This is a genomic window from Pyruvatibacter mobilis, from assembly GCF_012848855.1.
Classification (GTDB): domain Bacteria; phylum Pseudomonadota; class Alphaproteobacteria; order CGMCC-115125; family CGMCC-115125; genus Pyruvatibacter; species Pyruvatibacter mobilis.
Genome location: NZ_CP051630.1, coordinates 2881106 through 2907506 on the forward strand (window position 1 = coordinate 2881106; position 26401 = coordinate 2907506).

A 26401-nucleotide genomic window follows, 5' to 3' on the forward strand; every position below is an offset into this window, starting at 1 on the left:
CTGAGCCCTACAGCACCTGAAGACGCTCCCCGGCATTCGCAAGCGTTATGTTGCGGAAGTCGGCTGTGCCGGGGATGCGCTGGAACAGGCTGTTGGCGATGAACCAGACGCGGACGATGCGTTCCGGCGGCTCGCCCATATAGCGAGCATAATCCGCGTGCAGATTGCGGCGCTCGGATAGCCAGGTCTTCAGATCCTGCTCGCCTGAACGGATCACCACATGGAACTCGCGGTCCTTCCAGGTGGGCAGCGGGCACCAATAGGCGGTGCCCACCGGCAGTTCACGGCTCCAGTAATAGGTGATGTCGCGGCCGTTCTCGAACTCCACCGCAATCGAGATGTAGTCGTGGCTGGCCGCCGTATCCTCCGGCAGGGCGGAGGGGATGGCATCCACTTTCCAGTCCCAGCTGATTTCCGTGTCGGGCGTCAGCGCAAAGGGCGTTTCCTTCTGCAGAATGCCGACATTCTGATCCGTGTGGCAGTGGATGCAGGCATGGCCTTCCCCGCCAGCCGCACCGGCCACACCAGTCCCATCACTCGCACCAGACGTGCCAAACTGCTCCGTATAGATATTATTCTGTCCGAGGAACCACAGGGGCTTCCAGCCTTCGGGCGGCACATCCGGATTTTCCAGCCTGTCACGCTCCAAAGCCACCAGTCCATTGACGTCACCGGCGGCGGCCATGGCGGCCAGCCCTGAGGCTGCATCCTTGCGCCAGCGGATTGCCAGCACGGTGAAGTCGCCGTCCGCGCCTGCATAGGCGTTGAGGTCCGGCATCATCCTTCCCTGCCTGTCGGAGAACTGGCCGGGGAACTGCCCGCCGAGATACAGCCTGCCGCCGGTCGCATCCGTGCCGTGCGCCGTCACGGTCATCGTCTCGCGGGTGCCGTTGAACACCTCGCCCGTTTCGCCGATCCGGCCCCAGACCTGGAATTGCGGCCCCACCCAGATATCAAGCCCGCGGCTCAGCCACAGGCGGCCAACGGACAGAAGCGTCACCTCGTCGCCGTCCGCCAGCACCATGTCTGTCGAGGTCCAGGGCATGCGGCTGGGCGGCAGGTCGATGAACGCGGCCTCCGCGATATGCGCTGCCGCTGCATCGATCAACGACTGCGCGCCTGCCCGGAAATCATCCGCGGATAGAGGCGGTGCCGCCTTGCCGTGCTGTTGCACATAGCGCCAACGTTTTAACGCCACCGCCAGCTCATGCGCGATGCCCATTGAGGCCTCCCATGAAAATCACATTTGGGACCGAGGCTAACGGACAGTCTGGCCCTTTGCACTTATGTGGCGAGCCCGACTCGGCTTTTTATGCGAATTCGGACAGGATTGGCGCTCAACCTTGCGCCCTTCTACCGCGAATCGTCCCATGCCCCTTGGAAACCTCACCGACTGCGAAAAAGAACTCGTCCGCTGTACCCGGGAAGGGGAGATTTTCTCTTTTGAGCATTGGGCTGACGGGGAAGGCCTCACCGGGCAGGCGCGGGACGCGGCCAGGTCGGTGGACGGCGCCGTCATCGCGACCCTGCTGCGGGGCGATTTATGCCTTTCAGGCGCAGCGCCGATCTGTCCCCACCCACGGGGGCTGCGCGCCGTGGGTATTGCCCTGCCCGGCGGGCTTGATATTGCCCTCATGGCCCTGGTTGCACCGATTGAGCTGACGGACTGTGAAATCCATGAGCTGTATGCGGACAGCGCGCGTATCCACGGGGATTTAAGCCTTGATACTTGCACCATTGCGACCGGCGTAAATTTGGTAGACGCCTGCATAGACGGGTCGTTGATGATGTATGGAACGCGGCTCGGCGCCCCCAGTGCCCTCCACGGTTTGCGCGCGGACGGGCTGACCGTCAAAGGAAGTGTCTTACTTACCACTTCGCCTGTGGGCCGCCGTTTTGAAGCAGACGGATGGGAGGCAATTCGTCTGCTGGGGGCTAGCATTGGTGGCGTTCTTGATTTACAGAGCGCGCGCATTGGCAGACCTAATGCGGATCGGGCGCTCAATGCCGCCAGACTGGCCGTCGGGGGGGATGTCTTTCTCAAGACCTCGTCTGACGGCACGCGCTTTGAGGCAGAGGGGCGAGAAGCAGTATGTCTGGTCGGAGCCACCATCGACGGTAGTCTTGAATGCCAGGGCGCGCGGCTTGGCGGGCCAATGGCCCAGGTCGGACTTATTGCCGATCGGCTGATCGTTAAGGGAAGTGTCTTTCTCAATACCTCATCTGACGGTGTGCGCTTTGAGGCAGAGGGACGAGAAGCGGTCCGTCTGCCGGGGGCCACTATTGAAAGGCAGCTTACCTTGCAGGGTGCCCGACTCGGCGGGCAAAATGCGGAAGGCGGGCTCACTGCCGACGGGCTGACTGTCAAGGGAGATGTCTTTCTCGCCCACGCGCCTGACGGCACATGCTTTGAGGCAGAGGGGCGGAACGCGGTCCGACTGCAGGGCGCCACCATCGCAGGCCAATTTGGATTAGTTGGTGCCAATCTCACCACGACAAAAGGCAAATGGCTTGACCTTTCAGACACCCACTTATCCGGACCGTTCATCGCACGATCTAACCGATTTTCTGGAGAAGATGGTTGCGTCGATCTTACCGGCGCTCATGTCCATGAACTTGCTGACCAAAGAGACGGCTGGCCGAACGGCAAATCACTCAGGCTTGATGGTCTTGTGTATCGACGGTTCGCAAATTGCGAATACGGCTTTCGCAAGCACTGGATTGGCCAACAGGTGCCGGAACACCTAGGGCAACGGCCCAACTCTGGCGGACGTTATGACCTTCGGCCACAACCTTTTGAGCAATGTGCCTCGGTGCTGAGGGCAATGGGTCACCCGATCGATGCGAGCCGCATTCTGATCGACAAGCAGCGCAAGTTGCAGGAAAAACGGCTCGCAGAACTGAGGACGTTCGATCTTGTAACAGAACTCTGGCAAACCTTTCTCTCTTCCAACCCAAGGGCCTCTCTCAATAGCTTGATCCGTATACGTCGTAACTGGCCCGCAACCCGACTCTTTGGACGGTGGCTCTGGCATCTGATACTCGGACTAACGACATCCTTTGGATTCCGGCGCGGACTGCCGGTGGTCTGGTTTCTCGGGCTCGTCCTTCTGGGGTGGCCACTATATGAATTGGCCCATGCCAATCGGATCATGGTCCCAAGCCAGCCAATTGTGCTGATGAGCAAGGCTTACAACGCCGATGACCCAAAGTTGCCGGACGGCTATCCCGAGTTTCACAGCCTCGCTTACTCTTTTGATGTCGCCCTACCTCTAATTGATCTCTACCAGGAACCTTTCTGGCAACCAGCGGGCAATATCGGCGAGTTTTCGAAAGGTCCGGCTTGGCTCACTGGTGGCACAGTGCGGTTTCTTCACATCCTTCACATCATTCTAGGCTGGGGATTTGCATCCCTGCTCGTTGCCGGTCTGGCCGGGCTCATCCGGCAGGATTGACCCGCCTCAGGGTCAGGTTCAGCCTTCCGCCATCTCTCAGCAGGGTCGAGGTGCCCGGCAGGATGCGGTCGATGCCGTGATAGGCAAGGCGGTTGTCACCACCCAGCAGCAGCACGTCGCCGGAATGGAGGCGAAAGCTCTTGGTCCTGTCGCAGCGCTCAAGGCCGCCCAGGCGGAACGTCGCCGTGTCGCCGAGGGAGACCGAGAGGACGGGGGCGTCGCGGGCCTCCTCGTCCTCATCCCGGTGCAGGCCCATGCGGGCCTTGTCCGCGTAGTAATTCACCAGGCAGCACTCCGGCGGGGCGGGATAGGCCGTGACCTCGTCCCACAGGGCGAGCAGGGTTTCGGGGATCTGCGGCCAGGGCCTGCCCGTGACCGGGTGGGTTGTCTCATAGCGGTAGCCGTCCCTGTCCGACACCCAGCCCAGGGGCCCGCAATTGGTCATCCGCACGGTCCATTCCTTGCCGGTGCGTGGCATGGTGGGCGTATAGAGGGGGGCTTCGTCGGCGATCCGGCGTATGTCCGCCAGCAGTGCCTGTTGGGCCTCCGCCGGCAGGCGCTGCGGCAGCAGGGTCACACCGGGCGCGATGTCGACCGTCGTGGCCGTGACGGGGGCAGGCCCCGAAGCAGCGTTCCCTGATTCCGGGTCTCTGGACGTCGGGTCACTGGATGTCGGGGAATTGGCGCCGGTTTCGCGGGTCATTAGCACACTTAAATTATGGAAAATCCGCTGCCGCAGTGTTGCGGTGCGGTACCGCCCTACATATATAACTCGCGTATCCGGCGGGTCCTTATGGACACGCCAAACCCTGGTTCATCACGAGGGGACCAATCGGGGCCTAACGCTTTGGTCACAAAGCGCGTATAGGTGCCCGCAACTGAAGGATGCGACCCGGTGCTTGGGCTTCAAGGCCGGTTCATCCTGGTCCGCCTATAGAAACGTGGAGACGCATTAAATGGCGAAAGTCATTGGCATTGACCTTGGCACGACCAACTCGTGTATCGCGGTCATGGACGGGTCCAACCCGAAAGTCATCGAGAATTCCGAGGGCGCGCGCACGACGCCGTCCATGGTGGCATTTACCGAGGACGGCGAACGCCTGACCGGTCAGCCGGCCAAGCGCCAGGCGGTCACCAACCCCGAAAACACCCTGTTTGCGATCAAGCGCCTCATCGGCCGCCGCATCTCTGACCCGACGGTGCAGAAGGACAAGGGCATGGTGCCCTATTCCATCGTCGAGGCCGAGAACGGCGCAGCCTGGGTGGAAGCGCGAGGCGAGAAATATTCGCCGCAGCAGATCTCTGCCTTCATCCTGCAGAAGATGAAGGAAACCGCCGAGAGCTATCTCGGCGAGACGGTCGAGCAGGCGGTGATCACCGTGCCGGCCTATTTCGACGACGCCCAGCGTCAGGCCACCAAGGACGCGGGCAAGATCGCTGGCCTCGAAGTGCTGCGCATCATCAACGAGCCGACTGCGGCAGCGCTCGCCTATGGCCTGGACAAGGCCGACGGTCAGACGATTGCCGTCTATGACCTTGGCGGCGGTACGTTCGACGTGTCGATCCTCGAGATCGGCGACGGCGTCTTTGAGGTGAAGTCCACCAATGGTGACACCTTCCTGGGTGGTGAAGACTTCGACATGATCCTGGTTGATTTCCTCGCCGAGGAATTCAAGAAGGACAACGGCATTGACCTCAAGAATGACAAGCTGGCCCTGCAGCGCCTGAAGGAAGCCGCCGAAAAGGCGAAGATCGAGCTCTCCTCGGCGACGCAGACCGAAGTCAACCTGCCGTTCATCACCGCCGATCAGTCCGGCCCGAAGCACCTGACCATGAAGCTGACCCGCGCCAAGCTGGAACAGCTGGTGGACAAGCTCGTGCAGCGGACGATCGAGCCGTGCAAGAAGGCGCTGGCGGATGCGGGCCTGTCCGCGTCGGACATCAGCGAGGTGGTTCTGGTCGGCGGCATGACGCGCATGCCGAAGATCCAGGAGACCGTGCAGAAATTCTTCGGCAAGGAGCCGCATAAGGGCGTGAACCCGGACGAAGTGGTGGCCATGGGTGCTGCCATTCAGGCCGGCGTGCTGCAGGGCGACGTCAAGGACGTGCTGCTGCTCGACGTGACGCCGCTGTCGCTGGGCATCGAGACGCTGGGTGGCGTGTTCACCCGCCTGATCGACCGCAACACGACGATCCCGACCAAAAAGGCACAGACCTTCTCGACCGCCGAGGACAATCAGAACGCGGTGACGATCCGCGTGTTCCAGGGTGAGCGCGAGATGGCGGCCGACAACAAGATCCTCGGCCAGTTCGACCTGGTGGGCATTCCGCCGGCGCCGCGCGGCGTGCCGCAGATCGAGGTCGCCTTCGACATCGACGCCAACGGCATCGTCAATGTGTCGGCCAAGGACAAGGCCACCGGCAAGGAACAGGCGATCCGCATCCAGGCCTCGTCCGGCCTGTCGGATGCCGATATCGACCAGATGGTGAAGGACGCCGAAAGCCACGCCGAGGAAGACAAGAAGCGCCGCGAGCTTGTGGAGGCCCGCAACGGGGCCGAGGCTCTGGTGCACTCGACCGAAAAGGCGCTGGAAGAGAACGGCGACAAGGTGGACGCGGAGACCAAGGCCGCGATCGAAACCGCCATCGCCGACCTCAAGACCGCGCTGGAAGGCGACGACCCGGAGGCCATCAAGGCCAAGTCGGAAGAGCTCGCCCAGGCCAGCATGAAGCTGGGCGAAGCCATGTACGCTGCCAGCCAGGCCGAGCAGGCCAATGCGGATGCCGCGGCTGACGCCGCAGCCGAAGACCGCGCAGCTGACGGTGACGACGTGGTGGACGCCGACTTCACCGAGGTCGATGACGACAAGAAGGACGGCACGGCGTAACGCGCCGGCCGGCCCTTACAGACGAGCAGCGGCCCGGTGCAGCATGACTTGCCGCACCGGGCCTGTTTGTAGGGACGGCCACGTGTTCCGTATCCGGAAAATCACGCGGAAATCCAAAAATGTCTAAGCGCGATTACTACGAAGTTCTGGGCGTGCCGCGCTCTGCCGATGACGCGGAGCTGAAGTCCGCCTATCGCAAGCTTGCCAAGAAGTTTCACCCGGACCAGAACCAGGGCGACCCGGAGGCCGAGGCCAAGTTCAAGGAGCTGAACGAAGCCTATGACGCCCTGAAGGACCCGCAGACGCGCTCTGCCTATGACCGGTTCGGCCACCAGGCATTCGAGAACGGCAGCCCCGGCGGGCCGGGCGGTCCCGGCTTCGGGCAAGACTTTGCGTCCTCCATGTCGGATATCTTCGATGATCTGTTCGGCGAGTTCATGGGCGGCCAGGGCGGCCCCCGGGGCGGTGGCAGGCGCGGCGGCGGCCGCACCCGCGGTGCTGATCTCCGCTACAACATGGAGATCAGCCTCAACGAAGCCTATGAGGGCAAGACGGCGCAGATCCGTGTGCCGACAGCCGTCACCTGCGAAACCTGCTCGGGCTCCGGCGCCAAGCCGGGCACCCAGCCCACCACCTGCGGCATGTGTCATGGCACGGGCAAGGTGCGGGCGAGCCAGGGCTTTTTCACCGTCGAGCGCACCTGCCCCACATGCGGCGGCCGCGGCGAGGTGATCCAGGATCCGTGTCCGGATTGTCACGGTGCTGGCCGGGTGGAAAAGGAGCGGACGCTCCAGGTCAACATCCCGTCCGGCGTCGAGGACGGCACGCGAATCCGGCTGGCCGGTGAAGGCGAAGCAGGCGCGCGCGGCGGGCCCGCGGGTGACCTTTACATCTTCCTGTCGATCAAGCCGCACCCGTTCTTCCAGCGCGACGGGGCGGACCTGTTCTGCCGCGTGCCGATCTCCATGCCGACGGCAGCGCTCGGCGGTGAGATCGAGGTGCCGTCGCTCAAGGGGGCGCGGGTAAAGGTAAAGGTTCCCGAAGGCACCCAGAGCGGCAAACAGTTCCGCCTCAAAGGCAAGGGCATGCCGGTGCTGCGCTCGTCACAGCACGGCGATCTTTACATCCAGGTGACGGTGGAAACGCCGATGAACCTGACCAAGAAACAGCGCAAGCTGCTGGAGGAGTTCCACGGCGAATGCACCGACGAGACCAGCCCTGAATCAACAGGCTTCTTCGCCCGGGTGAAGGATTTCCTCAACGGCGCCAACAGCGCCTAGGTCATGAACGCCGCGGCGGAGGCCGTGATCACCCGCTCCGGCGGCAGGGTCACGGTCACCCGCGTGCCTTCGCCGGGACGGCTCGCGATGTCCAGGCTGCCGCCATGGGCTTCCATGATGGCCCGCGACAGCGGCAGGCCGATGCCGGCCCCGTTGTGGTCGCGCTGGAGCGCGCTTTTTACCTCAGCGAAGCCTGACTGCACCCGGCGCAGGGCCGCTGCGTCCATCCCCTCGCCCGTATCCGCGACGACATATCCCGCACAGCCGTGGTCACCTTCAAAGGTCGTGACATCCACCACGCCGCCGCTGGGTGTGTGGCGGATGGAATTGGCAATGAGGTTGATCAGCACCTGGCGGATCATCCGGCTGTCGATCTGCACGTCCGTGTCCGCAGCACTTCCCGGCTGATAGATGAGATGCACCCCGGCGGCCCCGGCGCGGTCCTGAAGCATGCGGCAGGCGGCCTGACCGATGTCGCCCATCACCTCTTCGGTGTAATGGGGCGTGAGATCGCCCGACTCGATACGGGTCAGGTCCAGCAGATCGTTGATGAGTTCCAGCAGATGCTGGCCGGACTGGTGGATGCTGGCGGTGTAATCATCATAGTGCCGGTCACCCAGCGGCCCGTAGGTTTCAAGCTGCATCAGCTCGGAGAAGCCGATGATGGCGTTGAGCGGCGTGCGCAGCTCATGGCTCATATGGGCAAGAAACCGCGTCTTGGCACGGTCCAGGTCCTCGGCCCGGCAGCGGGCCTCCTGCAATTCGGTGATCATCTGCCGGTTGCGCTGAAGCTGGCTCTGCAGCTCCTTGTTGGCCCGGCGGCTTTCCCGTGCCGCTGCCTCAGATTCGATCCAGCGGCGCCAGGCAAACCAGGCAAAGCCGAGCCCCGCCACGAACATGGCGATAGGCAGCTCTTCCAGGTGCATGCCCACATCCTCGTGGCCGACGAATTCGTGCCAGCGATGCTCGAGGTTGAGAAAGGCGGAGACGATGAAGCCCAGTATGCCGATGGCAAGCGCAAGGGCGGCGTCGGCATAGGCGCGCGCGCCGGGGGTCGCGAAGTCGTCCCGCTTTTCCTCGTCTCCGCTCTGCGCCACGCACGGTCCCCCAAGAGACTTGATGTGTCTGTTCAGGGTCTGTCTTAGAGAGCGCGGCCAAATAAACCATTAAGCATCGAACCAAAGCCGTCTCAGGTGCCGCACGGCGCAGCGCCTGCGGCACGCGGCAGGTTTTGCGGTCGCGGTCCGGGCCTGTTACAACGCCTCGCTCCGACAGACAGGCCAGTGCACCCTGACCCCTCCGGGTGCCGCTGGCCGCCCATTCATGGACAGATCCAATGGAAGCCCTTCGCATTGCCGTGACCGGCGCCGCCGGCCGCATGGGCCAGGCCCTCATCGAGGCGATCACCGCCACGGATGGCTGCGTTGTTGCCGGCGCCATTGAGCGCGCAGGCCATGAGGCGCTTGGCAAGGATGCGGGCGAGCTTGCCGGGGTCGGCCGGCTGGATGTTCAGGTGACGGACCAGGCGCTGGATGTTTTTGCTGCGGTCGATGCGGTGCTTGATTTCACGGCGCCGGCGGCCACCGTCGAGTTTGCCGACCTGGCTGCCCAGGCCCGCATCGTGCACGTGATCGGCACCACCGGTTTTACGTCCGATCACGAAGCGCGGCTTGAAGCCGCCGCCCGCCACGCGACGCTTGTGCGCGCAGGCAACATGTCGCTTGGCGTCAACCTGCTTACCGCCCTCACCCGGCGGGTCGCACAGGCGCTCGACGCGGATTGGGATATCGAGATCGTTGAAATGCACCACCGCCACAAGGTGGACGCACCCTCGGGCACGGCCCTGATGCTGGGCGATGCCGCCGCGCAGGGCCGCGGTGTGTTGCTGGATGACGTGGCCGACCGCGGCCGCGACGGCCAGACCGGTGCCCGCAAGCGGGGGGATATCGGTTTTGCCGCCCTGCGCGGCGGGTCGGTGGTGGGCGAACACTCAGCGATCTTCGCTGCCGAGAAAGAGCGCATCGTGCTGTCGCACATCGCCGAGGACCGGTCGATTTTCGCACGCGGGGCCGTGAAGGCCGCGCAATGGGGACAGGGCAAGGGCCCGGGCAGCTTCTCGATGCTCGACGTGCTCGGCCTTTCGGATTTCTAGTTTTTCTCTTCAAGATCAGGAGACGCAACCGTGGCTCACACGCTGGTTCTGGTCCGTCATGGCCAGAGCGAATGGAACAAGAAGAACCTTTTCACCGGCTGGCGCGATGTCGAGCTGACCGAGCAGGGCCGCACCGAGGCCCGCGAAGCCGGTGAGCTGATGAAGGCCGCAGGGCTTGAATTCGACATGGCGTTCACCTCCGCGCTCAAGCGGGCGCAGGAGACCAATCGTCTGGCGCTGGACGCCCTCGGCCAGAGCGGTATTCCGGTTGTCGAAAACGAGGCGCTCAATGAGCGCGACTATGGCGACCTTGCGGGCCTCAACAAGGACGACGCGCGCGAGAAGTGGGGCGAGGAACAGGTGCATATCTGGCGCCGGTCCTTCGACGTGCCGCCGCCGGGCGGCGAAAGCCTGAAGATGACCGCCGAGCGGGTGCTGCCTTATTTCGAGGCCGAGATCCTGCCGAAGGTGCTTGCCGGCAAGCGCGTGCTTGTGGCTGCCCACGGCAATTCCCTGCGGGCGCTCGTGATGCAGCTCGACAAGCTGGGGCCGGACGAGATCGTGGAAGTGAACATCGCGACCGGCGTGCCCATCGCCTATGAGCTTGATGACAATGGAAATGTCATCTCCAAGAAGGTGCTGGTCGAGCGCGACTACTCCTGAGGCTCAGCCGCCCAGCTTCGCCGCCGCCACCATGCCGTCACGCCGGCGGTGCTGGGCGGCGGCGAAAGCGGTGGCAAAGCTCTCCCGCTCGTCTTCCGTCATGAAGCGGCCGAGTTCCACCCAGCGCTCCCGTGACCGGAGCCGCAGGCTGCGCCCGCGCGCCGTCGTCACCATGCGTGCCTGGGCCCAGGTCGGCTCGAGCTGCCAGCTTTCCACCTTCCCGGACGGGTGGACACGGCGGATGTCGAGGACCTGATCGGTCAGCCGCACATGCTCGATCATCCGGCCGGCGCGGTAGTTCATGCGGAACGCCCAGTAAATCAGGGCCACATCCAGGCCGAAAAACCCGAAGACGGGCCATGCCCCCATCAGCAGAAAGGCGAGGCCCGCGCAGAAGCTGACCGCGCCTACGCCCAGCATCACCGCCAGGAAGCCTTTCGGCGGCAGGGATCTGTGCGGATGCAGGACGGCGTCCAGATACAGCGTTTCGGGCAGCTCGTGGCTCATGGGCCTAAAGCTAGTGCTGCAGGGGCGGGGAGGCAAAGGGCCGCGCGGTCGCACCTTTTTACGAGGTGGCGGGTCCTTGGAGATTGCACCGCACTTTTCGGGTGGCAGGGTGGCGGGGCTTCGCTAAAGTCCCGCCCCATGATGACCCTCGCCGAGCGTGAAGAGCTCTTTCGCCGTTTCCAGGAAAAGAGCCCGAGCCCCCAGACCGAGCTTGAATTTTCCAGCCCCTATACGTTGCTGGTCGCCGTCGTGCTGTCGGCGCAGGCCACCGATGTGGGCGTGAACAAGGCCACGGGGCCGCTCTTCGCGGTGGCTGACACCCCGGCCAAGATTGTGGCGCTGGGGGAAGAAAAGGTTCGCGACTACATCAAGACCATCGGCCTTTACCGCAACAAGGCGAAGAACGTGATCGCCCTGTCGCGCATCCTGTTGGAGAAGCATGGCGGGGAGATCCCCCGCGACCGGGAGGCGCTGGAGGCGTTACCGGGTGTCGGGCGCAAGACGGCCAATGTGGTGCTCAACGTGGCCTTTGGCGAGGAAACGATGGCGGTGGATACGCATATCTTCCGCCTGTCGAACCGGCTGGGGCTGGCACCGGGCAAGACGCCGCTCGAGGTGGAACTGAAGCTGCTGAAGCGCATTCCCAAGCCCTATATGCGCGACGCCCATCACTGGCTGATCCTGCACGGTCGCTATATCTGCAAGGCGCGCAAGCCTGATTGCCCCCGTTGCTTCGTCTCGGATCTGTGCAAGTTCAAGGCAAAGACCACCGCCGAGGCTGCGCCCGCGCCAAAGACGAAATCGAAAGCAAAAGCAAAGCCGAAGGCCAGGGCAAAATCGAAAGCGAAAACCGCTTCGAAGGCGTAGGGCCAAATGACCGCATGACCTGTGGCTCAGGCGGGCGGGGTGTTCACCACGTCTGACAGGCACGCCCCCATCTGGGCTTCACCGCCTTGGGGTTTGCGGGCGTCCAGATAGGCCGATTTCGGCTCGCCTGCCTCGTCCTCATAAAAAATGACAAGCAGGCTGCACGTCTCCGCAGAGTACCGCCAGATGCGCGCATCCCCATCCCGGCCTTCAAAGGCGGGGGTGCCGAGCGCGCGTTCGATCGCCGCCGGCGACTTGCCCACGAGGCTTTCCGGACTGGGTGCCGGGCGGAGAATGGCGGTCTGCTTGGGAGCGGGTGCCGTCAGCTGGGCAACCGGTGCCGAGGCTGGCCCTTGGCCCGGTTGGGCGCAGGCGGCAAGGCCGAGAGCTGCAAGCGCGATGGTCAAGGACGGTCCCAGAATACGGGTGCCGGAACGGCGCATCTGTTGTGTCCGGGTTGGCTCAGCCACGGGTCATCGCCCTCTTGTCGTCGCGCTGCATGATGCCGTGCAGAATGTGGACCATGAAGGCTGTGCCGAACAGCGGCACCAGGATATTGATGAAGGGGATGGCCAAGACGCCGGCGACCACGAGGCCCGCGAGGAAGATGCGGCCGGAATGGCGCTGACGCAGGGCCTTGATGTCGCCGGGGGCGAAATGACGGACGGCAGCAGCCTCGAAGAATTCGCGCCCGAGCAGGAAGCCGTTGACCACCAGAAAAATCACGAAGCCGAAGCCCGGCAGCAGGAAGACCAGCGGCAGGGCTGCCAGGTTGACAGCCAGAAGGATCACCAGCGCCCTGAGGCCCAGGCCGATACCCTCGAGCACGCCCTGCTCGCGCGGCCCCTTGCGCGCGGGGAAGTGCCTGTCTTCCACCGCCTCGGCCACCTCGTCCTGAAACAGGGGGATGAAGATGGCGGTGACGGGGACCACCAGAAAGATCAGCCCGACCACCACCGCGGCATCGACCAGAATATCGATGATTGTATCGGCCCAGCCGATGCCGACATCGGGGATGAACTGTGTGCCCCAAAGGCCGGCCGCGCCGATGGTGACCAGCAGCAGCAGGGTCATGCCCAGGGACCGCCACAGGATGGAGCGGAACGGGCCGGAGAAGATCTGGGAGAGGGTCTTGGTGAATGCGCCAATCATGATGGCGGGGAGAGTGCCGCAGATTTGCGGCAGGTAAAAGGCCCGCATTCCGGGCGTGAAACTGGACTTTTGAAGCCGGTGCTTTAGTGATGGGGATCCATCCCGAGGGCGGGACCCGGACGCCGGGCAATCGACCCCGCAGCCCGCCCCTTCGACAGACCCAAGCGGAAAGACACCTGATGAGCGCGCCTGAATTTCACGTGGCCGGACTTGGCAACGCAATTGTCGATGTGCTGGCCCATGCGGACGACACTTTCCTCATCGCCCATGGCATCGAAAAAGGCGGCATGACGCTGATCGACGAGGACCGGGCACAGACCCTGTATGACGCCCTGGGCCAGACGGTGCAGGTCTCCGGCGGATCCGCCGCCAATACCATTGCGGGCATCGCCTCGCTTGGCGGCAAGGCGGCCTTCATCGGCAAGGTGCGCAACGACCAGCTCGGCACCGCCTTCACCCATGACATCCGCTCGCTCGGCGTTGTCTTCGAGACCGCGCCCGCGGACCGCGGGCCGGCTACCGCGCGCTGCCTGATTGTTGTCAGCCCGGACGCCCAGCGCTCCATGAGCACCTATCTGGGCGCGGCCCAGGACCTGACCGCCGCGGACGTGGACGAGGAGATCATCTCCCGCTCGGCGATCACCTATCTCGAGGGCTATCTGTGGGATCCGCCCGCCGCCAAGGAGGCGTTTCTCAAGGCTGCCGCCATTGCCCACGACGCCAACCGCATGGTGGCGCTGACCCTGTCTGACTCGTTCTGCGTCGACCGCTACCGGGACGAGTTCCTGAAGCTGGTGCGCGGGGATGTGGACATTCTCTTCGCCAACGAGGCGGAGATCATGTCGCTCTACCAGACCGAGACCTTCGACGAGGCGCTGCAGGCCGTGCGCGGCGACACCAAGGTGGCCGCGCTGACGCGGTCGGAAGCCGGGTCGGTCGTGGTGGTCGACGGCAAGGTGCATGTGGTGGATGCGGAGACGCCGACCGCCCTTGTGGACACCACCGGCGCGGGCGACCAGTTCGCCGCGGGCTTCCTGTATGGCTGGGCGACCGGCCGCGGGCCGGTCGAGTGCGGCCGCCTCGGCTCCATCTGTGCGTCCGAAGTGATCTCGCATATGGGACCGCGTCCGGAAGTAAATCTCGGGCAGCTGGTGGCGTCTAAGGGTCTCTAGGTCCCATCATCCCAGGGAAAGAAAGGCCGGCGCGGTGAATCCGCCGCCGGCCTTTTTCATTGCTGTCAGCGAATCCTATATTGTTCCGGTACCGGAATTCTCTACTCAGTGAATCCGCGAGCCGGGCGCGGCTTCGCCAAGAGCGAGTCCCTGGACAGATTCGGAGGCTGAACAGCCGTTGCCACAGCTCAGCCGGCGAGCATCGGGCCGAGTGGCTTGCCGCCGAACAGATGCACATGCAGGTGCGGCACCTCCTGCCCGGCATCCCCGCCCGCATTGGCCAGCGCCCGGAAGCCTGTGCCGCCTTCGCTTTCGGCGAGTCCCAACTCGCGGGTGACTTTGCCCACAGCACGGAAAAAGCCCGTGACCAGCTCATCCGGCGCCTCGGCCAAAAAATCATCCAGACTCACATAGGGCCCCTTGGGGATCACCAGGACATGCACCGGTGCCTGCGGGTTGATGTCGTGGAAGGCGAGGGCGTGCGCGTCCTCATAAACCTTCCTTGCGGGGATCTCGCCGCGCAGGATCTTTGCGAAGATGTTTTCGTGGTCGTAAGGATCAGCCATTTCGGCCTCCATATCCGGCCGTCACACAATGTCCGGCACTCACAGTCAGGATTGTTTGCGCGACGCTTTTTCGGCGATGCCTGACACGCCCTCGCGGCGGGCCAGTTCGCCATAGACGTCCGACGGGTCCACATCCATGGCCGCCCACAGGACCAGCAAGTGATAGAGCACGTCGGCGCTTTCGGAGACGACGCCGGCCTTGTCGCGCGAGGCTGCCGAAATGGCGGTTTCCACCGCTTCCTCACCCAGCTTCTGGGCGCATTTCTCCACTCCCTTGCCAAGCAGCTTGGCCGTGTAGCTCTCGGACGGGTCGGTCCCCCTGCGCGCGACAATGGAGGCTGCGAGGCGGGCAAGGACTTCGGGGCCCGGATTTTCGGTCTGGCTGCTCATAAACGGAACGTCTCGGCTCGATCTGCGGATTTGGATCCCGGTGGCGTAGCAGATATTCAGCGAAGGCCGCTAGGGGCTGCAGCGCCTAGGCGTCAAGCGGTGGGGCGTGCCAGAAAGGGCTGGACGCTTCAAAGGCGGGCCAGAGGGCGCAGACATGGGCAAAGGCCGCCTCGGCCCGCGCGCCGTACCAGCCACCCACATAGCCCGCCGCCCGGGCCGCGCTGTCTCCGCCGATGCGGGCCGCCGCCATGTCCGCCATGTGGAAGGCCGTGACCGCGTCGTTTATGGCGCCGAACTCGTCCTGCAGGCCCTTAAGCTGCTTCATGAACGGCTTGACGCCGGACGCGGGCCAGAGCGGGGCGAAGAACTCTGCTTCATAGCGCAGGCCCTTCAGGTCCTTGCGCAGGTCATGACGTGCTTCATTGCTCAGACCGGTCAGGACGTGGTGGGCGATCACCGCCCTGTCCCATTGCTTGTCGAGGCGGGCGCGGGCGAAGTCGGCAAGGGGCATACCCGCGTCACCGGGACGGCCATCCCCTGTCACACCGCCATTGGATTCCGCCTGGGCAGCCAGGTCACCGGCCTGCAGCAGTACTTCGGTGAAGGCCGGGGCCTTGATTGCTGCCAGGACCCGCGTCCAGACCTCCGCCCGCAGCTCTTCCGCCGCCGCGGCGAGGGGGGTCACGTCAGGGGCTGCGCCCGGACCGGCCTCGGCGCTCGCGGAAACCATGGCCGGTAATGTTTCGGTACAGAAAATATCCAGATCCCGCGCCTCACCCAGCAGGGAGAACAGGGTTTTGACCCGGGCGATGTGCTCACGGGCTCCGGACACGGATATGGCCTTGTGAAAGGCGGCATGGGCCGCTCTCAGCCGCCGCATGGCCACGCGCATCTGGTGGATTCCCTCGGGAAAGCGGTGGTCCACCACCGCGTCTATGTTGCCTGCGATCTGCCCGGCACAGCGCGTGAGGGTGAGGGCATAGGCTTGGGCCAGGGTCATACCGGGTAGCACGGCTGAGCTACCGGCTTTTTCAATCGCCTCGGCCGGTGTGACCGGCACCGCGCCGCCATTCCGTATGGCCGAAAGTGCGTAACCGCGGGCGGCCTTGGAGCGGGTGCCGAGCGACAGCGGATAGCGCTGCGCCAGTGTCCGGGCTGTGCGGATAAGGGCGGCAGGCGCACCCGCCACAAGCTCCAGTTCGATCTCGCACAGGACCTCGCGGACCGTCCGGTCTGCCACCAGCGCCACATGGCCATCATCGAACACCACCGCGAAGCGGTCCCCGTCCGGGGTCGCGTAGAGACGCTCCGTGCGCTGCACCACGCTCTCGAAGAGCGGCTGCAATGGCTGCTTGCCGATCGCCTTGCGGGCGCGGCGGCGCAGGGCCTTGTCGGCGATGAGGCGCAGATCAGGCGTCCAGCCTGCGGGCGATGTGCCGCGCGGGGCATCGGAAATCACGGTTTCGTCTTCCGCCCGGTCCGAGGCCAGCCCCGCGCCTTCATCTTCTGTCTTGAGGGTCTGGATCAGGGTGCCGCCTGCATCCCGGATGCGCAGGCCGAGACCCTCAGCCGCAAGGTCATGGGCAGACGTGTCCCAGTAGACGGAGTGCAGCCTCTTTGTGGTGGCGCGGCCCAAAGGTGTGAGCGAGGCCAGACGCGCCAGCGCCCCGCCCTTGCGGATGCGCGCCAGCGTTTCTGGCGTGACCGAGAGCTTGAGTTCGAGCTCCCGCGGCGCCGGCTTTGTTGACAATCTAGATGTCGTTTTCTGAGAGGCCGTTGGCATGGCCTCAGCTTACCCGCACTCCGTGACGGGAGGGAAGGTGTGCCTGGGCATGCCGTCGCCGGTCAGGGCCGCACATCGACCCCGTTGGCGGCCATATGCGCCTTGGCTTCACCGATGGTGTGATCGCCGAAATGGAAGATCGACGCCGCCAGCACAGCGGTGGCGTGCCCGTCGCGGACGCCGTCCACCAAGTGGTCCAGCGTGCCGACGCCGCCAGAGGCAATCACCGGCACACGGACCGCGTCCGCAATGGTGCGGGTCAGGTCCGTATCGAACCCCGCGCGCGTGCCGTCGCGGTCCATGGAGGTGATGAGCAGTTCACCGGCCCCCAGATCGACAACCTTCTTCGCAAATTCGATCGCGTCGATGCCCGTTTCGGTGCGGCCGCCATGGGTGAAGATCTCCCATTTGGCGGGCTCGCCGTCCTTCGACACGCGCTTGGCGTCGATGGCGACGACGATGCACTGGGCGCCGAATTTCTCAGACGCCTCGCGCACGAAATCCGGGTTGGTGACGGCGGCGGTGTTGATCGCCACCTTGTCGGCACCGGCCAGCAGCAGCTGGCGCACATCTTCCACCGTGCGCACACCGCCGCCGACGGTCAGCGGCATGAAGCAGCGCTCCGCCGTGCGGCGCACCACATCAATGAGCGTGCCGCGCTTTTCGTGGCTGGCCGTGATGTCGAGGAAGCACAGTTCGTCGGCGCCCGCCGCGTCATAGGCGGTGGCGGCCTCTACCGGGTCGCCCGCATCGCGCAGATCAACGAAATTGACGCCCTTCACAACGCGGCCGTCCTTCACGTCCAGGCAGGGAATGACGCGTGCCTTGAGGCTCATGGTATGCTCCAGTTGCAGGAGGTAGCAGGCGATGAACTTCGGGGAATATATCATCTATGTCGATGAGAGTGGGGATCATGGACTGAAGTCAATCGATCCAAACTATCCTGTTTTTGTTTTGGCATTCTGCATTTTTGAGAAAAACAACTATGCACACGAAATTGCACCAAAACTGCAGGCTTTTAAGTTTCGTTGGTTTGGTCACGATTCAATAATTTTGCATGAACATGAGATTCGAAAGCAAAAACCGCCATTCAATTTTTTAAAGCCGCAAATTGTGAGAGATCAATTTTTGGAAGAACTGAACAAAATATTTGGCGAAACCCAAATGACTATTATCTCATCTGTTATTAGAAAAGACCATCTCAAAAAGAACTACTCATCCCCTGCCAACCCTTATGAACTTGCATTGCTGTTTTGCATGGAGCGTCTCGTTCGATTTCTCCAGGAAAGAGGCGAATCAGGGAAGCAAGCTCATATAATATTTGAGAGAAGAGGTCGCAGAGAGGATGCCGACCTTGAGCTTGAATTCCGAAGAATTTGCGATACCAAATCAAGAACAGATAAAGCTTGGGGCAATCTTGAGATTTGCTTCGTTGATAAAAAGGCAAACTCAACCGGGCTTCAGATGGCAGATCTGGTCGCCCGCCCGATTGGCCTCAATGCTATCCGCCCCAAACAACCCAATAGAGCGTTTGAGATCATCAAACCGAGAATTAGGGCATCTGAAAGTGGGAAAATTATGGGGTGGGGCCTGAAGCACTTTCCATAAACGAAGGGCCCCAGCTCAAGTGCTGAGACCCCACGCCGACCGGGAAATAACCCCAATCCATACAACTAAAATAGTCGATTCTCCGGAGATCATCAACAGGCTTATGAGTCAAGAACAAAATCATTGCCCTTCAGGACAGCCAGCGCCTCGGCGGGGTCGAGGCGGCCGTCATAGATGGCACGGCCGGAGATGACGCCGATGATGCCCGGCGCGTTGGCGGCCTTCAGCGCGTGGAGATCGTCGAGATTCGTGACGCCGCCCGACGCGATGACCGGAATGCCAACTGAGTTTGCAAGCTCTGCCGTGCCGGCGACATTCATGCCCCGCATGGCACCGTCGCGCGAGATGTCGGTGTAGATGAGGGCGGCAACGCCTGCATCCTCGAAGCGCTTGGCAAGGTCGAGGGCCTGAATGTCGGAGACTTCCGCCCAGCCTTCCACCGCCACATAGCCGTCCTTGGCGTCGACGCCGACGGCGATCTTGCCGGGCCAGGTCTTGCAGGCCTCGATCACCAGCTGCGGGTCGCGCAGGGCTGCCGTGCCGAGAATGACGCGGGCGATGCCCTTGTCGAGCCAGGCTTCGATCTGCTGCATGGACCGGATGCCGCCGCCAAGCTGGGCCGGCAGCGACACGGTCTTGAGGATCGCTTCCACCGCGTCGCCATTGACCGGCTTGCCCTCGAAGGCGCCGTTGAGGTCGACCAGATGCAGCCATTCAAAGCCCTGGTTTTCGAAAACCTTGGCCTGTTCGGCAGGGGTATCGGAGAAAACCGTGGCGCGGTCCATGTCGCCCTGCACGAGGCGCACGCACTGGCCGTCCTTGAGGTCGATGGCGGGAAAGAGGATCATAAGTGTTAAGGCGTCCAGTTAAGGAAGTTTGCGATCAGGCGCAGGCCGACAAGCTGGCTTTTTTCCGGGTGGAACTGTGTGCCAACCATGTTGTCACGTCCGATGGCAGCGATGATCTCGCCGCCATAATGCACCTTCGCCAGCACGTGGCCGGGATCGATCGGGGTGATGGCATAGGAATGCACGAAATAGGCGTGCTCGCCATGTTCGAGCCCGTCAAACACCGGGTGCGGCTGGCCCGCCACATCCACCGGTTCCAGCGCGTTCCAGCCCATATGCGGGATCTTGAGGCCGGGGTCATCGGGGGTGATCTCGGCGACGTCACCGGGGATCCAGCCGAGCCCCTCATGGCTGCCATGCTCCAGCCCGCGGGTGGCCATCAGCTGCATGCCGACGCAGATCCCGAAAAAGGGAACGGCGCGCTTTTCGACTGCCTCGCGCAGGGCGTCGACCATGCCGTCGGCCGCATAGAGCCCACGGCGGCAATCGCCGAAGGCGCCGACGCCGGGCAGCACGATGCGGTCGGCGCTCGCCACCACATCCGGATCGCTGGTGACGCGGATCGTGGTGTCGGCGCCGGTCTCGCGGGCGGCGCGCTCGAAGGATTTCTCCGCCGAGCGCAGATTGCCGGAGCCGTAATCAATGATGGCGACGGTCACGTCTGACTTGTCCTGGTTTCGTGGCTAGCTGCCGAGCACGCCCTTGGTGGACGGAATGGCGTCGGCCTTGCGCGGGTCGATCTCGATCGCCTGGCGCAAAGCGCGGGCGAGGCCCTTGAAGCAGCTTTCCACGATGTGGTGGTTGTTCTCGCCATACATGTTTTCGATATGCAGCGTGATGCCGGCGGCCTGGGCGAAGGCCTGGAACCATTCCTTGAACAGCTCGGTGTCCATGTCGCCCAGCTTCGGCTTGGTGAAGTTCACCTTCCAGATCAGATAAGGCCGCTGCGAGACATCCAGCGTCACCCGCGTGCAGGTCTCATCCATGGGGATGATCGCGTTGCCATAGCGGGTGATGCCCTTGAGGTCGCCGAGCGCCTGCAGCACGGCCTCGCCGATGACGATGCCGCTGTCCTCGGTCGTGTGGTGGAAGTCGATATGCAGATCGCCTTCGGCACGCACCTTGAGGTCGATCAGCGAATGGCGGGACAGCTGCTCGAGCATGTGGTCGAGGAAACCGATGCCGGTATCCACGTCATATTCACCGGTGCCGTCGAGATCGAGGGAGACGAAGACTTCTGTCTCCTTGGTCTTGCGCTCGACAATTGCCGTGCGGCTATCGCGATCGTTGCTCATTCGTGTGACGTCCATTGGGGCCCTGCGGCCCGTCCTGCCTTCGCCGGGGAGGCGTTTCAAGTCATTGTGTGCCCGCGCGGTCTAGCAGCTTCGCGCACAAGGTGCCATATGCGCTGTTTCATGACAGCTTTTCCTTAAGGCCGCCTGCATGGGCGGCGCTTTGTTTCCGAGGCACCCATGCCCGCAGAGATCACAGAACCGGTTGCCCAGTTCATCGCCCGGCAGACGCATTTCTACATGGCGACGGCGAATGCCAAGGGCCAGCCCTATGTGCAGCATCGCGGCGGACCGGCGGGCTTTCTGAAGGTGCTGGGGCCGAAGACACTGGGCTTTGCCGATTTCCTCGGCAACATGCGCTACATCACGGTCGGCAATCTCGGCGAGAACGACAATGTGTTCCTGTTCCTGATGGATTATCCAGCCCAGCGCCGGGTGAAGATCCGCGGGCGGGCCGGCATCGTGACGGACCCGGATGTGATCCGCTCGGTGGCGGACCCCAATTATGATGCGGTTGTCGAACGGGCGATCATCATCGACGTGGAGTATTGGGAGACCAATTGCAACGCGCATATCTCCCAGCGGTTCACCCAGGCGGATGTGGACCGGGCCGTGGCACCGGTGCTTGAGCGCATGAAGCGGCTGGAAGAACGGCTTGAGGCGGCGGGCCTGCCGACTGACTGAGCTTTGGGGCACCTCTCTCCGTTTTGGGCGGCGGCAGGAATAGGGTGATTTCGCGGCATTGTGTGGCCCGGCCTTGACCCCGGCGACGCGGCGGGCCACCTGTTGCGCCAGATTTCATCTGTCCGTCACACCGGACCCGCACGCACAGGATCCTTCGCCCCCATGGCTTCTTCCGACTTTCCCAACTGGCACGCCACCACCATCGTCACGGTCCGCAAGGGCGGCAAGGTGGTGATCGCGGGCGACGGGCAGGTCTCGATGGGCGATACGGTGATCAAGGCCACCGCGCGCAAGGTGCGGCGGCTGGCGGGCGGCACCGTCATCTCGGGGTTTGCCGGGGCGACGGCCGACGCCTTCACCCTGTTCGAGCGGCTGGAAGCCAAGCTTGAGCAATATCCCGGCCAGCTCGCACGCGCCTGCGTGGAGCTTGCCAAGGACTGGCGGACGGACCGCTATCTGCGCAAGCTGGAAGCGATGATGCTGGTGGCCGACAAATCCGAGAGCTTCATCCTCACCGGCAATGGCGATGTGCTGGAGCCGGAAAATGGCATTGCCGGCATCGGCTCAGGCGGCAATTACGCGCTCGCCGCCGCGCGGGGGCTTTCGGAAACAGATCTCGACGCCGAAGAGATCGCCCGCAAGGCGATGAAGATTGCCTCGGATATCTGCGTCTATACAAATGACAATATTGTTGTCGAAGTGCTTGACGCCCAGGCCTGAGGGCCCCGCCTCACCGTTTCACCGTCCCAGCTTCCTCACATCAGACCCGAGTAATCCATGACCACCCTGTCTCCCCGCCAGATCGTTGCTGAACTCGACCGGCATATTGTCGGCCAGAAGGACGCCAAGCGCGCCGTGGCAATTGCGCTGCGCAACCGCTGGCGGCGGCAGCAGCTTGAGACGGGGATGCGCGAGGAAGTGTTGCCGAAGAACATCCTGATGATCGGCCCGACCGGCGTCGGCAAGACGGAGATTTCCCGCCGGCTGGCCAAGCTGGCCCAGGCCCCCTTCATCAAGGTGGAGGCCACCAAGTTCACCGAGGTGGGCTATGTGGGCCGCGACGTGGAGCAGATCGTCCGCGACCTGGTGGAGGCCGCCATCTCCATGGTGCGCGAGGCCAAGCGCGAGGAAGTGAAGCCGCAGGCCCATGCGGCAGCGGAAAACCGGGTGCTTGATGCGCTTGTTGGCCCCAATGCCGGCGAGGCCACGCGGGACAGTTTCCGCAAGAAGCTGCGCGACGGGTTGCTCGACGACAAGGAAGTTGACCTCGAAGTCCGCGATAGCGGCGGCGGCATGCCGATGATGGAGCTGCCGGGCATGCCCCAGGGCTCCGGCATGGGCATGATCAATCTGTCGGACATGTTCGGAAAGGCGTTCGGCCAGCGCACGCGCACCCGCCGCATGAAGGTGCGCGACAGCCATGATGTGCTGGTGCAGGATGAAAGTGACAAGCTGCTTGACGACGAGCAGATCACCCGCGAGGCCATCGACCGGGTGGAGAACGCGGGCATTGTCTTCCTCGACGAGATCGACAAGGTGTGCGCCAAGTCGGAGCGTCAGGGGGCCGATGTGAGCCGCGAAGGCGTGCAGCGGGACCTGCTGCCGCTGATCGAGGGCACCACGGTGTCCACCAAATACGGATCGGTGAAGACCGACCATGTTCTGTTCATCGCGTCCGGCGCCTTCCACATTGCCAAGCCGTCCGACCTGCTGCCGGAGCTTCAAGGTCGGCTGCCGATCCGTGTCGAGATGACGGCGCTGACCCGCGATGACCTGAAGCGCATCCTGACCGAGCCGGAAGCGAGCCTCGTGAAGCAATATGTGGCGCTGATGGGCACGGAAGAAGTGACGCTCGATTTCACGGAGGAAGGCATCGACGCCATCGCCGACATTGCCGCGGAGGTGAACGGCACGGTCGAGAATATCGGTGCGCGCCGCCTGCACACGGTGATGGAGCGCGTGCTTGATGAGATCAGCTTCGAGGCGACGGATGCGGGCGGGGCGACGATCACCGTCGACCGGGCCTATGTGGAAAGCCGTATCGGCGACCTGGCCCAGAACGCCGACCTGCAGAAATTCATCCTGTAATCAGGCTCTCAGCGAATCCGCCTCGACGCGCTTCTGGGTCTGGCCGCGAATCTTCCTGAAAATATGGCTCGATTCGGGGCCGGACAGATTTTCGCTGACCGCGAATCCGGCCGCTGTCAGCGCTGCCGCCTGAGCCACACATAGAACGCACCGCCACCGCCATGACGCGGATGGGCGGGGCGGATGGCCGCCACATGCGGCCTGAATTCCGCCTCCGCCAGCCAGCGGGGCAGGTTATCCCGCAGGACGCCGCGGCGCTCCGGGGTCTCTGAAATCCGGTCGCCATGCAAGGTGTGACGGGCGAGCGTCGAGGCTGACCCCTTGCCGGTCACCACCAGCAGGCAGCGGACCCCCTGGGTGCGGAGGCGCGGCAGATCCTGCCTCAGGCGGATATGGGCCTGGGCCTGGTTGAGGCCATGCAGGTCAATTTTGGCGTCCGGATCAATACGGCCACGGCGCAGTTTCCGCTGCAAGCCGCCATCCAGTGTGCCTGCATCATGGGGCGCGGGAGGCGGTTTGGGGCGCCGTGCCTGTGTCGGTGAGTGGGCCGGGTGGCCCGTGGGATGAAGGGCTGCCTTCGCCGCCTTGGCTTTGCTGCGGGCCAGTTTCGATGTGGCGGCGGGGGATTTGGGGGTTTCCGCCTTGAGCAGGTCGGCCATGGCAGCGCGGTCATCCAGGGGTTTCACCGCCTCGGTTACCTTCTGCCAGAGCTCCTGCTCGTTGGGCTCGAGGCCGCGCTTGCCGCGCCTGCGTGCCATCTCACTGCGCCCTGCAAGAGGTGCCGGATGGGCTGTATTTGCCGCGGGCGAATCCCGCACCTGCACATTGTTTCGGCAACGGGCGAATCCAGGTGAAAAAGCCGGTTACCATGGGATGTCCCGGACCCGGTCGGCCAGGTGGGCAGGTATCAGCACGGTCAGTCGGCCCTGCTCGGCCATGGCCCCGGCCATGTCGCCGGCCGCAGCACCAGAGCCCGCGAAATAATCGGCGCGGACAGGCCCTCGAATGGCACCGCCGGTGTCCTGCGCCACCATCAGGCGATTGACCGGGCCGTCAGGGTCAACAGGAGAGGCCTCCGGCAGCTCGAGCCAGAAGGGCAGGCCAAGCACATGATGCTTGCGGTCCACGGCGATGCTGCGATGGGGGGTCAGCAGGGCGGATTGCGCGCCGGGCGGGCCGAGTTCGGGATGCTCGACGGGCAGCTCGGTGAAAAAGACGTAGGACGCGTTGCGGTTCATCATGTCCTGGGCGTCGTCCGGATTGCTCTCAAGCCAATCCCGGATCGCGGCCATCGACATCTTCTCGCGGGGGATGTGCCCGGCCTCGATGAGGGGCCCTCCGATGGCCGTATAGGGGTGGCCGTTCTGCCCCGCATAGGACAGGCGTATGACCTGGTCAATCTCGCCGTCCGCGGCAAGTATCACCCGGCCCGACCCCTGGATTTCGAGGAAAAAGGCGTCGATGGCACTCTCCAGCCAGATGAGTTCGAGGTCCTGATCGGCCAGCGCACCGCGGGCAATGGCCGCGCGATCCTCGAAGGGCACCAATTGGCCGTCAATCACCCGCCCCGCAATGCGCTGACCGCGCAGGCTGTCGCGAAAATCGCCCAGTTCCACCGACACAAGGTCCGGCGGCCGCGCCAGGACAGGTGCCGGGAATTGGTCGGATTTCTGGCGCGATCCCTTTATTTCGGGTTCGTAATATCCGGTGACCAACCCTGTATCATCGTTATCATTCCGAACACGGAACGGAATGAAGCCGGACTCGAAAAAATTCCGCGCCTGATCGCTCGACAGCGTTTCACCCAGTTCCGCCACCAAATCGCATACAGGGTGCAGATCACCGGCGGTCAAGGCGAGGCGCGGGTCGCCACGCAGGCCCCTTTCGCCCGGCAGACGGCTGATAATCCGGCAGGATTCCCGCAAGGAAGCCAAGGCTGCGGCATGGTCATCCGCCTGCCAGCCGGGCAGAGCATTGAAGGTCGTTTCTTCGAGAACAAGGCGCTCGGTTGGGGCGTGGTCAGTCATCGGCCCTACCCGCAGAAGCAGGAAAGTCATACCCGCGGCCACGGCCAATGCGACGAACCCGGATGCTACCCGATGGCGGGTGACCCACCGGGAGATAGCAGAGCCGGCACCTGTCGGCCGATGACTGTCTGCCGGCATGGGCCGTCACCTCCGGGCTGCTCAATTGCCGCCGGTGGCGACCAGCTTCCAGTTGGGGTCGCGGCTCTTGGTGTCGCGCTCGAAGGTCCAGACATCGACGACCTGCCGCACGGCCTCGGGGCTGCCTTCCACCACGTCGCCATTGGCCGCGCGCAGGGCGGAAATCATCTGGCTGACAAAGCGCACGGTCACCCGGGCACGGGAGCCGTCCAGTTCAGCGGCCGTGATATCCGCGGAGGAGAGGCCCACATAGCTCTGTTCCAGCGATCGGCCTTCCATTTCACGGTCCTCGATGGCGGCTTCGAAATCCTTGAAGACGTCGTCATCCAGGAGCTGGCGCAGGGTGGTGCGGTCAGCGGAGGCAAACGCCGTGACGATCATCTCATGCGCCTTACCGGCTCCATCGAGGAAGCTTTCGGGCGTGAAAGTGCGGTCGGCGAGTTCGACCTGGGCAAGGCCGTTGGCCAGCGGCGAGCCTTCCGGCGCATAGGCGGGCCGCGGTGCATCTTCGTGCGGCTCATCCTGACGGTCCGATCCGGGCAGGCGGATCACGTTGTCATCCCGGCTGTCGGCCTGCCGCGCACCCTCCTCGTCGTCCTTGCGGCGCTCAAGCGGATTGCGGGAATAGGGATCGTGGGGCGGGCGCTCATTGCCGGTGCGCTTGCCAAGTACCGAGCGCAGCCGGAAGAACACGAAGACCGCGATGGCAAGAAAGATGAGATTGATCAGGTCATAACCGGTCATGGCGGGCGCGGGCTTTCCGTTGGTCGGGACTGTTGCAAGGGCCGGGCATCTCGAGATGCGGCGCTTTTGGTCACCATAGCTTTTGCGCCTTGCTCTG

The 26401-nt window shown here is 63.6% G+C and carries 27 protein-coding genes; 11 read left to right on the forward strand and 16 right to left on the reverse strand.

Annotated elements, in window-relative coordinates; translation table 11 throughout:
- Nucleotides 1–7 precede the first annotated feature (7 nt).
- Nucleotides 8–1222, reverse strand: a complete 1215-nt coding sequence (locus HG718_RS13350) for a DUF3047 domain-containing protein (RefSeq protein ID WP_160587111.1) — start codon at nt 1220–1222, stop codon at nt 8–10.
- 148 nt (nt 1223–1370) lie between these two features.
- Between HG718_RS13350 and HG718_RS13355 the strand changes: the two genes are divergently transcribed.
- Nucleotides 1371–3455, forward strand: a complete 2085-nt coding sequence (locus HG718_RS13355; protein WP_160587112.1) for a hypothetical protein — start codon at nt 1371–1373, stop codon at nt 3453–3455.
- Here HG718_RS13355 and HG718_RS13360 read toward each other — a convergent pair.
- The gene (locus HG718_RS13360; protein WP_160587113.1) at nt 3439–4158 is read right to left on the reverse strand and encodes an alpha-ketoglutarate-dependent dioxygenase AlkB; all 720 of its coding nucleotides are present in this window, start codon (nt 4156–4158) and stop codon (nt 3439–3441) included. The two genes, HG718_RS13355 and HG718_RS13360, sit on opposite strands and share 17 nt — an antisense overlap.
- Nucleotides 4159–4411: 253 nt before the next feature.
- Here HG718_RS13360 and dnaK point away from each other — a divergent pair, with 253 nt between their 5' ends.
- Both dnaK and dnaJ read left to right on the forward strand, forming a co-directional pair.
- The gene (dnaK, locus tag HG718_RS13365) at nt 4412–6343 is read left to right on the forward strand and encodes a molecular chaperone DnaK (RefSeq protein WP_027840368.1); all 1932 of its coding nucleotides are present in this window, start codon (nt 4412–4414) and stop codon (nt 6341–6343) included.
- 119 nt (nt 6344–6462) lie between these two features.
- Nucleotides 6463–7623 carry a molecular chaperone DnaJ gene (gene dnaJ, locus HG718_RS13370; protein WP_160587114.1) on the forward strand — a complete coding sequence of 387 codons (1161 nt, stop codon included), beginning with the start codon at nt 6463–6465 and terminating at the stop codon, nt 7621–7623.
- On the opposite strand, the gene HG718_RS13375 is transcribed toward dnaJ, so the two are convergent.
- Nucleotides 7620–8720 (reverse strand): sensor histidine kinase, encoded by a 1101-nt coding sequence (locus HG718_RS13375; RefSeq protein ID WP_160587115.1) that lies wholly within the window; start codon nt 8718–8720, stop codon nt 7620–7622. The genes dnaJ and HG718_RS13375 overlap by 4 nt on opposite strands.
- Before the next feature lie 239 nt (nt 8721–8959).
- On the opposite strand from HG718_RS13375, the gene dapB reads away from it, so the two are divergent.
- A complete protein-coding gene (dapB, locus tag HG718_RS13380) occupies nt 8960–9775 on the forward strand; it encodes a 4-hydroxy-tetrahydrodipicolinate reductase (RefSeq protein ID WP_160587116.1) in 816 nt (271 codons plus the stop codon).
- 30 nt (nt 9776–9805) lie between these two features.
- Complete coding sequence (locus HG718_RS13385) at nt 9806–10438, forward strand: 2,3-bisphosphoglycerate-dependent phosphoglycerate mutase (protein ID WP_160587117.1); 633 nt, start codon at nt 9806–9808, stop codon at nt 10436–10438.
- 3 nt (nt 10439–10441) lie between these two features.
- Here the strand turns inward: HG718_RS13385 and HG718_RS13390 are convergent, their stop codons facing one another.
- Entirely contained in the window at nt 10442–10945 is a 504-nt protein-coding gene (locus tag HG718_RS13390) for a DUF2244 domain-containing protein (protein WP_160587118.1), read from the reverse strand.
- A gap of 138 nt (nt 10946–11083) precedes the next feature.
- On the opposite strand from HG718_RS13390, the gene nth reads away from it, so the two are divergent.
- Nucleotides 11084–11812, forward strand: a complete 729-nt coding sequence (nth, locus tag HG718_RS13395; protein WP_244617634.1) for an endonuclease III — start codon at nt 11084–11086, stop codon at nt 11810–11812.
- A 26-nt stretch (nt 11813–11838) separates the two neighbouring features.
- Here the strand turns inward: nth and HG718_RS13400 are convergent, their stop codons facing one another.
- Together HG718_RS13400 and HG718_RS13405 are read right to left on the reverse strand one after the other, a co-directional pair.
- Nucleotides 11839–12255, reverse strand: coding sequence for a hypothetical protein (locus tag HG718_RS13400; protein ID WP_160587119.1), 417 nt, complete (start codon nt 12253–12255; stop codon nt 11839–11841).
- A gap of 19 nt (nt 12256–12274) precedes the next feature.
- Nucleotides 12275–12964, reverse strand: coding sequence for an EI24 domain-containing protein (locus HG718_RS13405; RefSeq protein WP_160587120.1), 690 nt, complete (start codon nt 12962–12964; stop codon nt 12275–12277).
- A gap of 179 nt (nt 12965–13143) precedes the next feature.
- Between HG718_RS13405 and HG718_RS13410 the strand changes: the two genes are divergently transcribed.
- On the forward strand, nt 13144–14136 hold the full coding sequence (locus HG718_RS13410; protein ID WP_160587121.1) for an adenosine kinase: 993 nt from the start codon (nt 13144–13146) through the stop codon (nt 14134–14136).
- Nucleotides 14137–14324: 188 nt separating this feature from the next.
- Here HG718_RS13410 and HG718_RS13415 read toward each other — a convergent pair whose 3' ends face one another.
- From HG718_RS13415 to hisF, 4 genes are all read right to left on the reverse strand, one after another.
- Complete coding sequence (locus tag HG718_RS13415; protein WP_160587122.1) at nt 14325–14702, reverse strand: histidine triad nucleotide-binding protein; 378 nt, start codon at nt 14700–14702, stop codon at nt 14325–14327.
- A gap of 45 nt (nt 14703–14747) precedes the next feature.
- Nucleotides 14748–15092, reverse strand: a complete 345-nt coding sequence (locus tag HG718_RS13420) for a phosphoribosyl-ATP diphosphatase (RefSeq protein ID WP_160587123.1) — start codon at nt 15090–15092, stop codon at nt 14748–14750.
- 85 nt (nt 15093–15177) lie between these two features.
- On the reverse strand, nt 15178–16842 hold the full coding sequence (locus HG718_RS13425) for a CYTH and CHAD domain-containing protein (protein ID WP_160587124.1): 1665 nt from the start codon (nt 16840–16842) through the stop codon (nt 15178–15180).
- Between the two features lie 95 nt (nt 16843–16937).
- Nucleotides 16938–17711 (reverse strand): imidazole glycerol phosphate synthase subunit HisF, encoded by a 774-nt coding sequence (gene hisF, locus HG718_RS13430; RefSeq protein ID WP_160587125.1) that lies wholly within the window; start codon nt 17709–17711, stop codon nt 16938–16940.
- A 31-nt stretch (nt 17712–17742) separates the two neighbouring features.
- On the opposite strand from hisF, the gene HG718_RS13435 reads away from it, so the two are divergent.
- A complete protein-coding gene (locus HG718_RS13435) occupies nt 17743–18483 on the forward strand; it encodes a DUF3800 domain-containing protein (RefSeq protein ID WP_160587126.1) in 741 nt (246 codons plus the stop codon).
- Nucleotides 18484–18584: 101 nt separating this feature from the next.
- Here the strand turns inward: HG718_RS13435 and hisA are convergent, their stop codons facing one another.
- From hisA to hisB, 3 genes are read right to left on the reverse strand one after another with little or no spacing between them, the layout of a single operon-like run.
- Nucleotides 18585–19331, reverse strand: a complete 747-nt coding sequence (gene hisA / locus HG718_RS13440; RefSeq protein ID WP_160587127.1) for a 1-(5-phosphoribosyl)-5-[(5-phosphoribosylamino)methylideneamino]imidazole-4-carboxamide isomerase — start codon at nt 19329–19331, stop codon at nt 18585–18587.
- Between the two features lie 5 nt (nt 19332–19336).
- A complete protein-coding gene (gene hisH / locus HG718_RS13445) occupies nt 19337–19990 on the reverse strand; it encodes an imidazole glycerol phosphate synthase subunit HisH (RefSeq protein WP_160587128.1) in 654 nt (217 codons plus the stop codon).
- Nucleotides 19991–20014: 24 nt separating this feature from the next.
- Nucleotides 20015–20626 carry an imidazoleglycerol-phosphate dehydratase HisB gene (gene hisB, locus HG718_RS13450; protein WP_160587129.1) on the reverse strand — a complete coding sequence of 204 codons (612 nt, stop codon included), beginning with the start codon at nt 20624–20626 and terminating at the stop codon, nt 20015–20017.
- A gap of 177 nt (nt 20627–20803) precedes the next feature.
- Between hisB and HG718_RS13455 the strand changes: the two genes are divergently transcribed.
- The 3 genes from HG718_RS13455 to hslU all read left to right on the forward strand — a co-directional run bounded on the left by HG718_RS13455 (nt 20804) and on the right by hslU (nt 23395).
- Nucleotides 20804–21307, forward strand: coding sequence for a pyridoxamine 5'-phosphate oxidase family protein (locus HG718_RS13455; RefSeq protein WP_036263862.1), 504 nt, complete (start codon nt 20804–20806; stop codon nt 21305–21307).
- Nucleotides 21308–21469: 162 nt separating this feature from the next.
- Nucleotides 21470–22027: an ATP-dependent protease subunit HslV gene (hslV, locus tag HG718_RS13460; RefSeq protein WP_027840380.1), complete on the forward strand. Its 558-nt coding sequence runs from the start codon at nt 21470–21472 to the stop codon at nt 22025–22027.
- 57 nt (nt 22028–22084) lie between these two features.
- On the forward strand, nt 22085–23395 hold the full coding sequence (gene hslU, locus HG718_RS13465; protein WP_027840381.1) for an ATP-dependent protease ATPase subunit HslU: 1311 nt from the start codon (nt 22085–22087) through the stop codon (nt 23393–23395).
- 116 nt (nt 23396–23511) lie between these two features.
- Here the strand turns inward: hslU and HG718_RS13470 are convergent, their stop codons facing one another.
- The 3 genes from HG718_RS13470 to HG718_RS13480 all read right to left on the reverse strand — a co-directional run bounded on the left by HG718_RS13470 (nt 23512) and on the right by HG718_RS13480 (nt 26304).
- Nucleotides 23512–24153 carry a Smr/MutS family protein gene (locus HG718_RS13470; RefSeq protein WP_160587130.1) on the reverse strand — a complete coding sequence of 214 codons (642 nt, stop codon included), beginning with the start codon at nt 24151–24153 and terminating at the stop codon, nt 23512–23514.
- A 105-nt stretch (nt 24154–24258) separates the two neighbouring features.
- Nucleotides 24259–25422: a murein transglycosylase A gene (gene mltA / locus HG718_RS13475; RefSeq protein ID WP_205345642.1), complete on the reverse strand. Its 1164-nt coding sequence runs from the start codon at nt 25420–25422 to the stop codon at nt 24259–24261.
- A 159-nt stretch (nt 25423–25581) separates the two neighbouring features.
- The gene (locus HG718_RS13480) at nt 25582–26304 is read right to left on the reverse strand and encodes a Tim44/TimA family putative adaptor protein (protein WP_160587132.1); all 723 of its coding nucleotides are present in this window, start codon (nt 26302–26304) and stop codon (nt 25582–25584) included.
- Between the last annotated feature and the right edge of the window lie 97 nt (nt 26305–26401).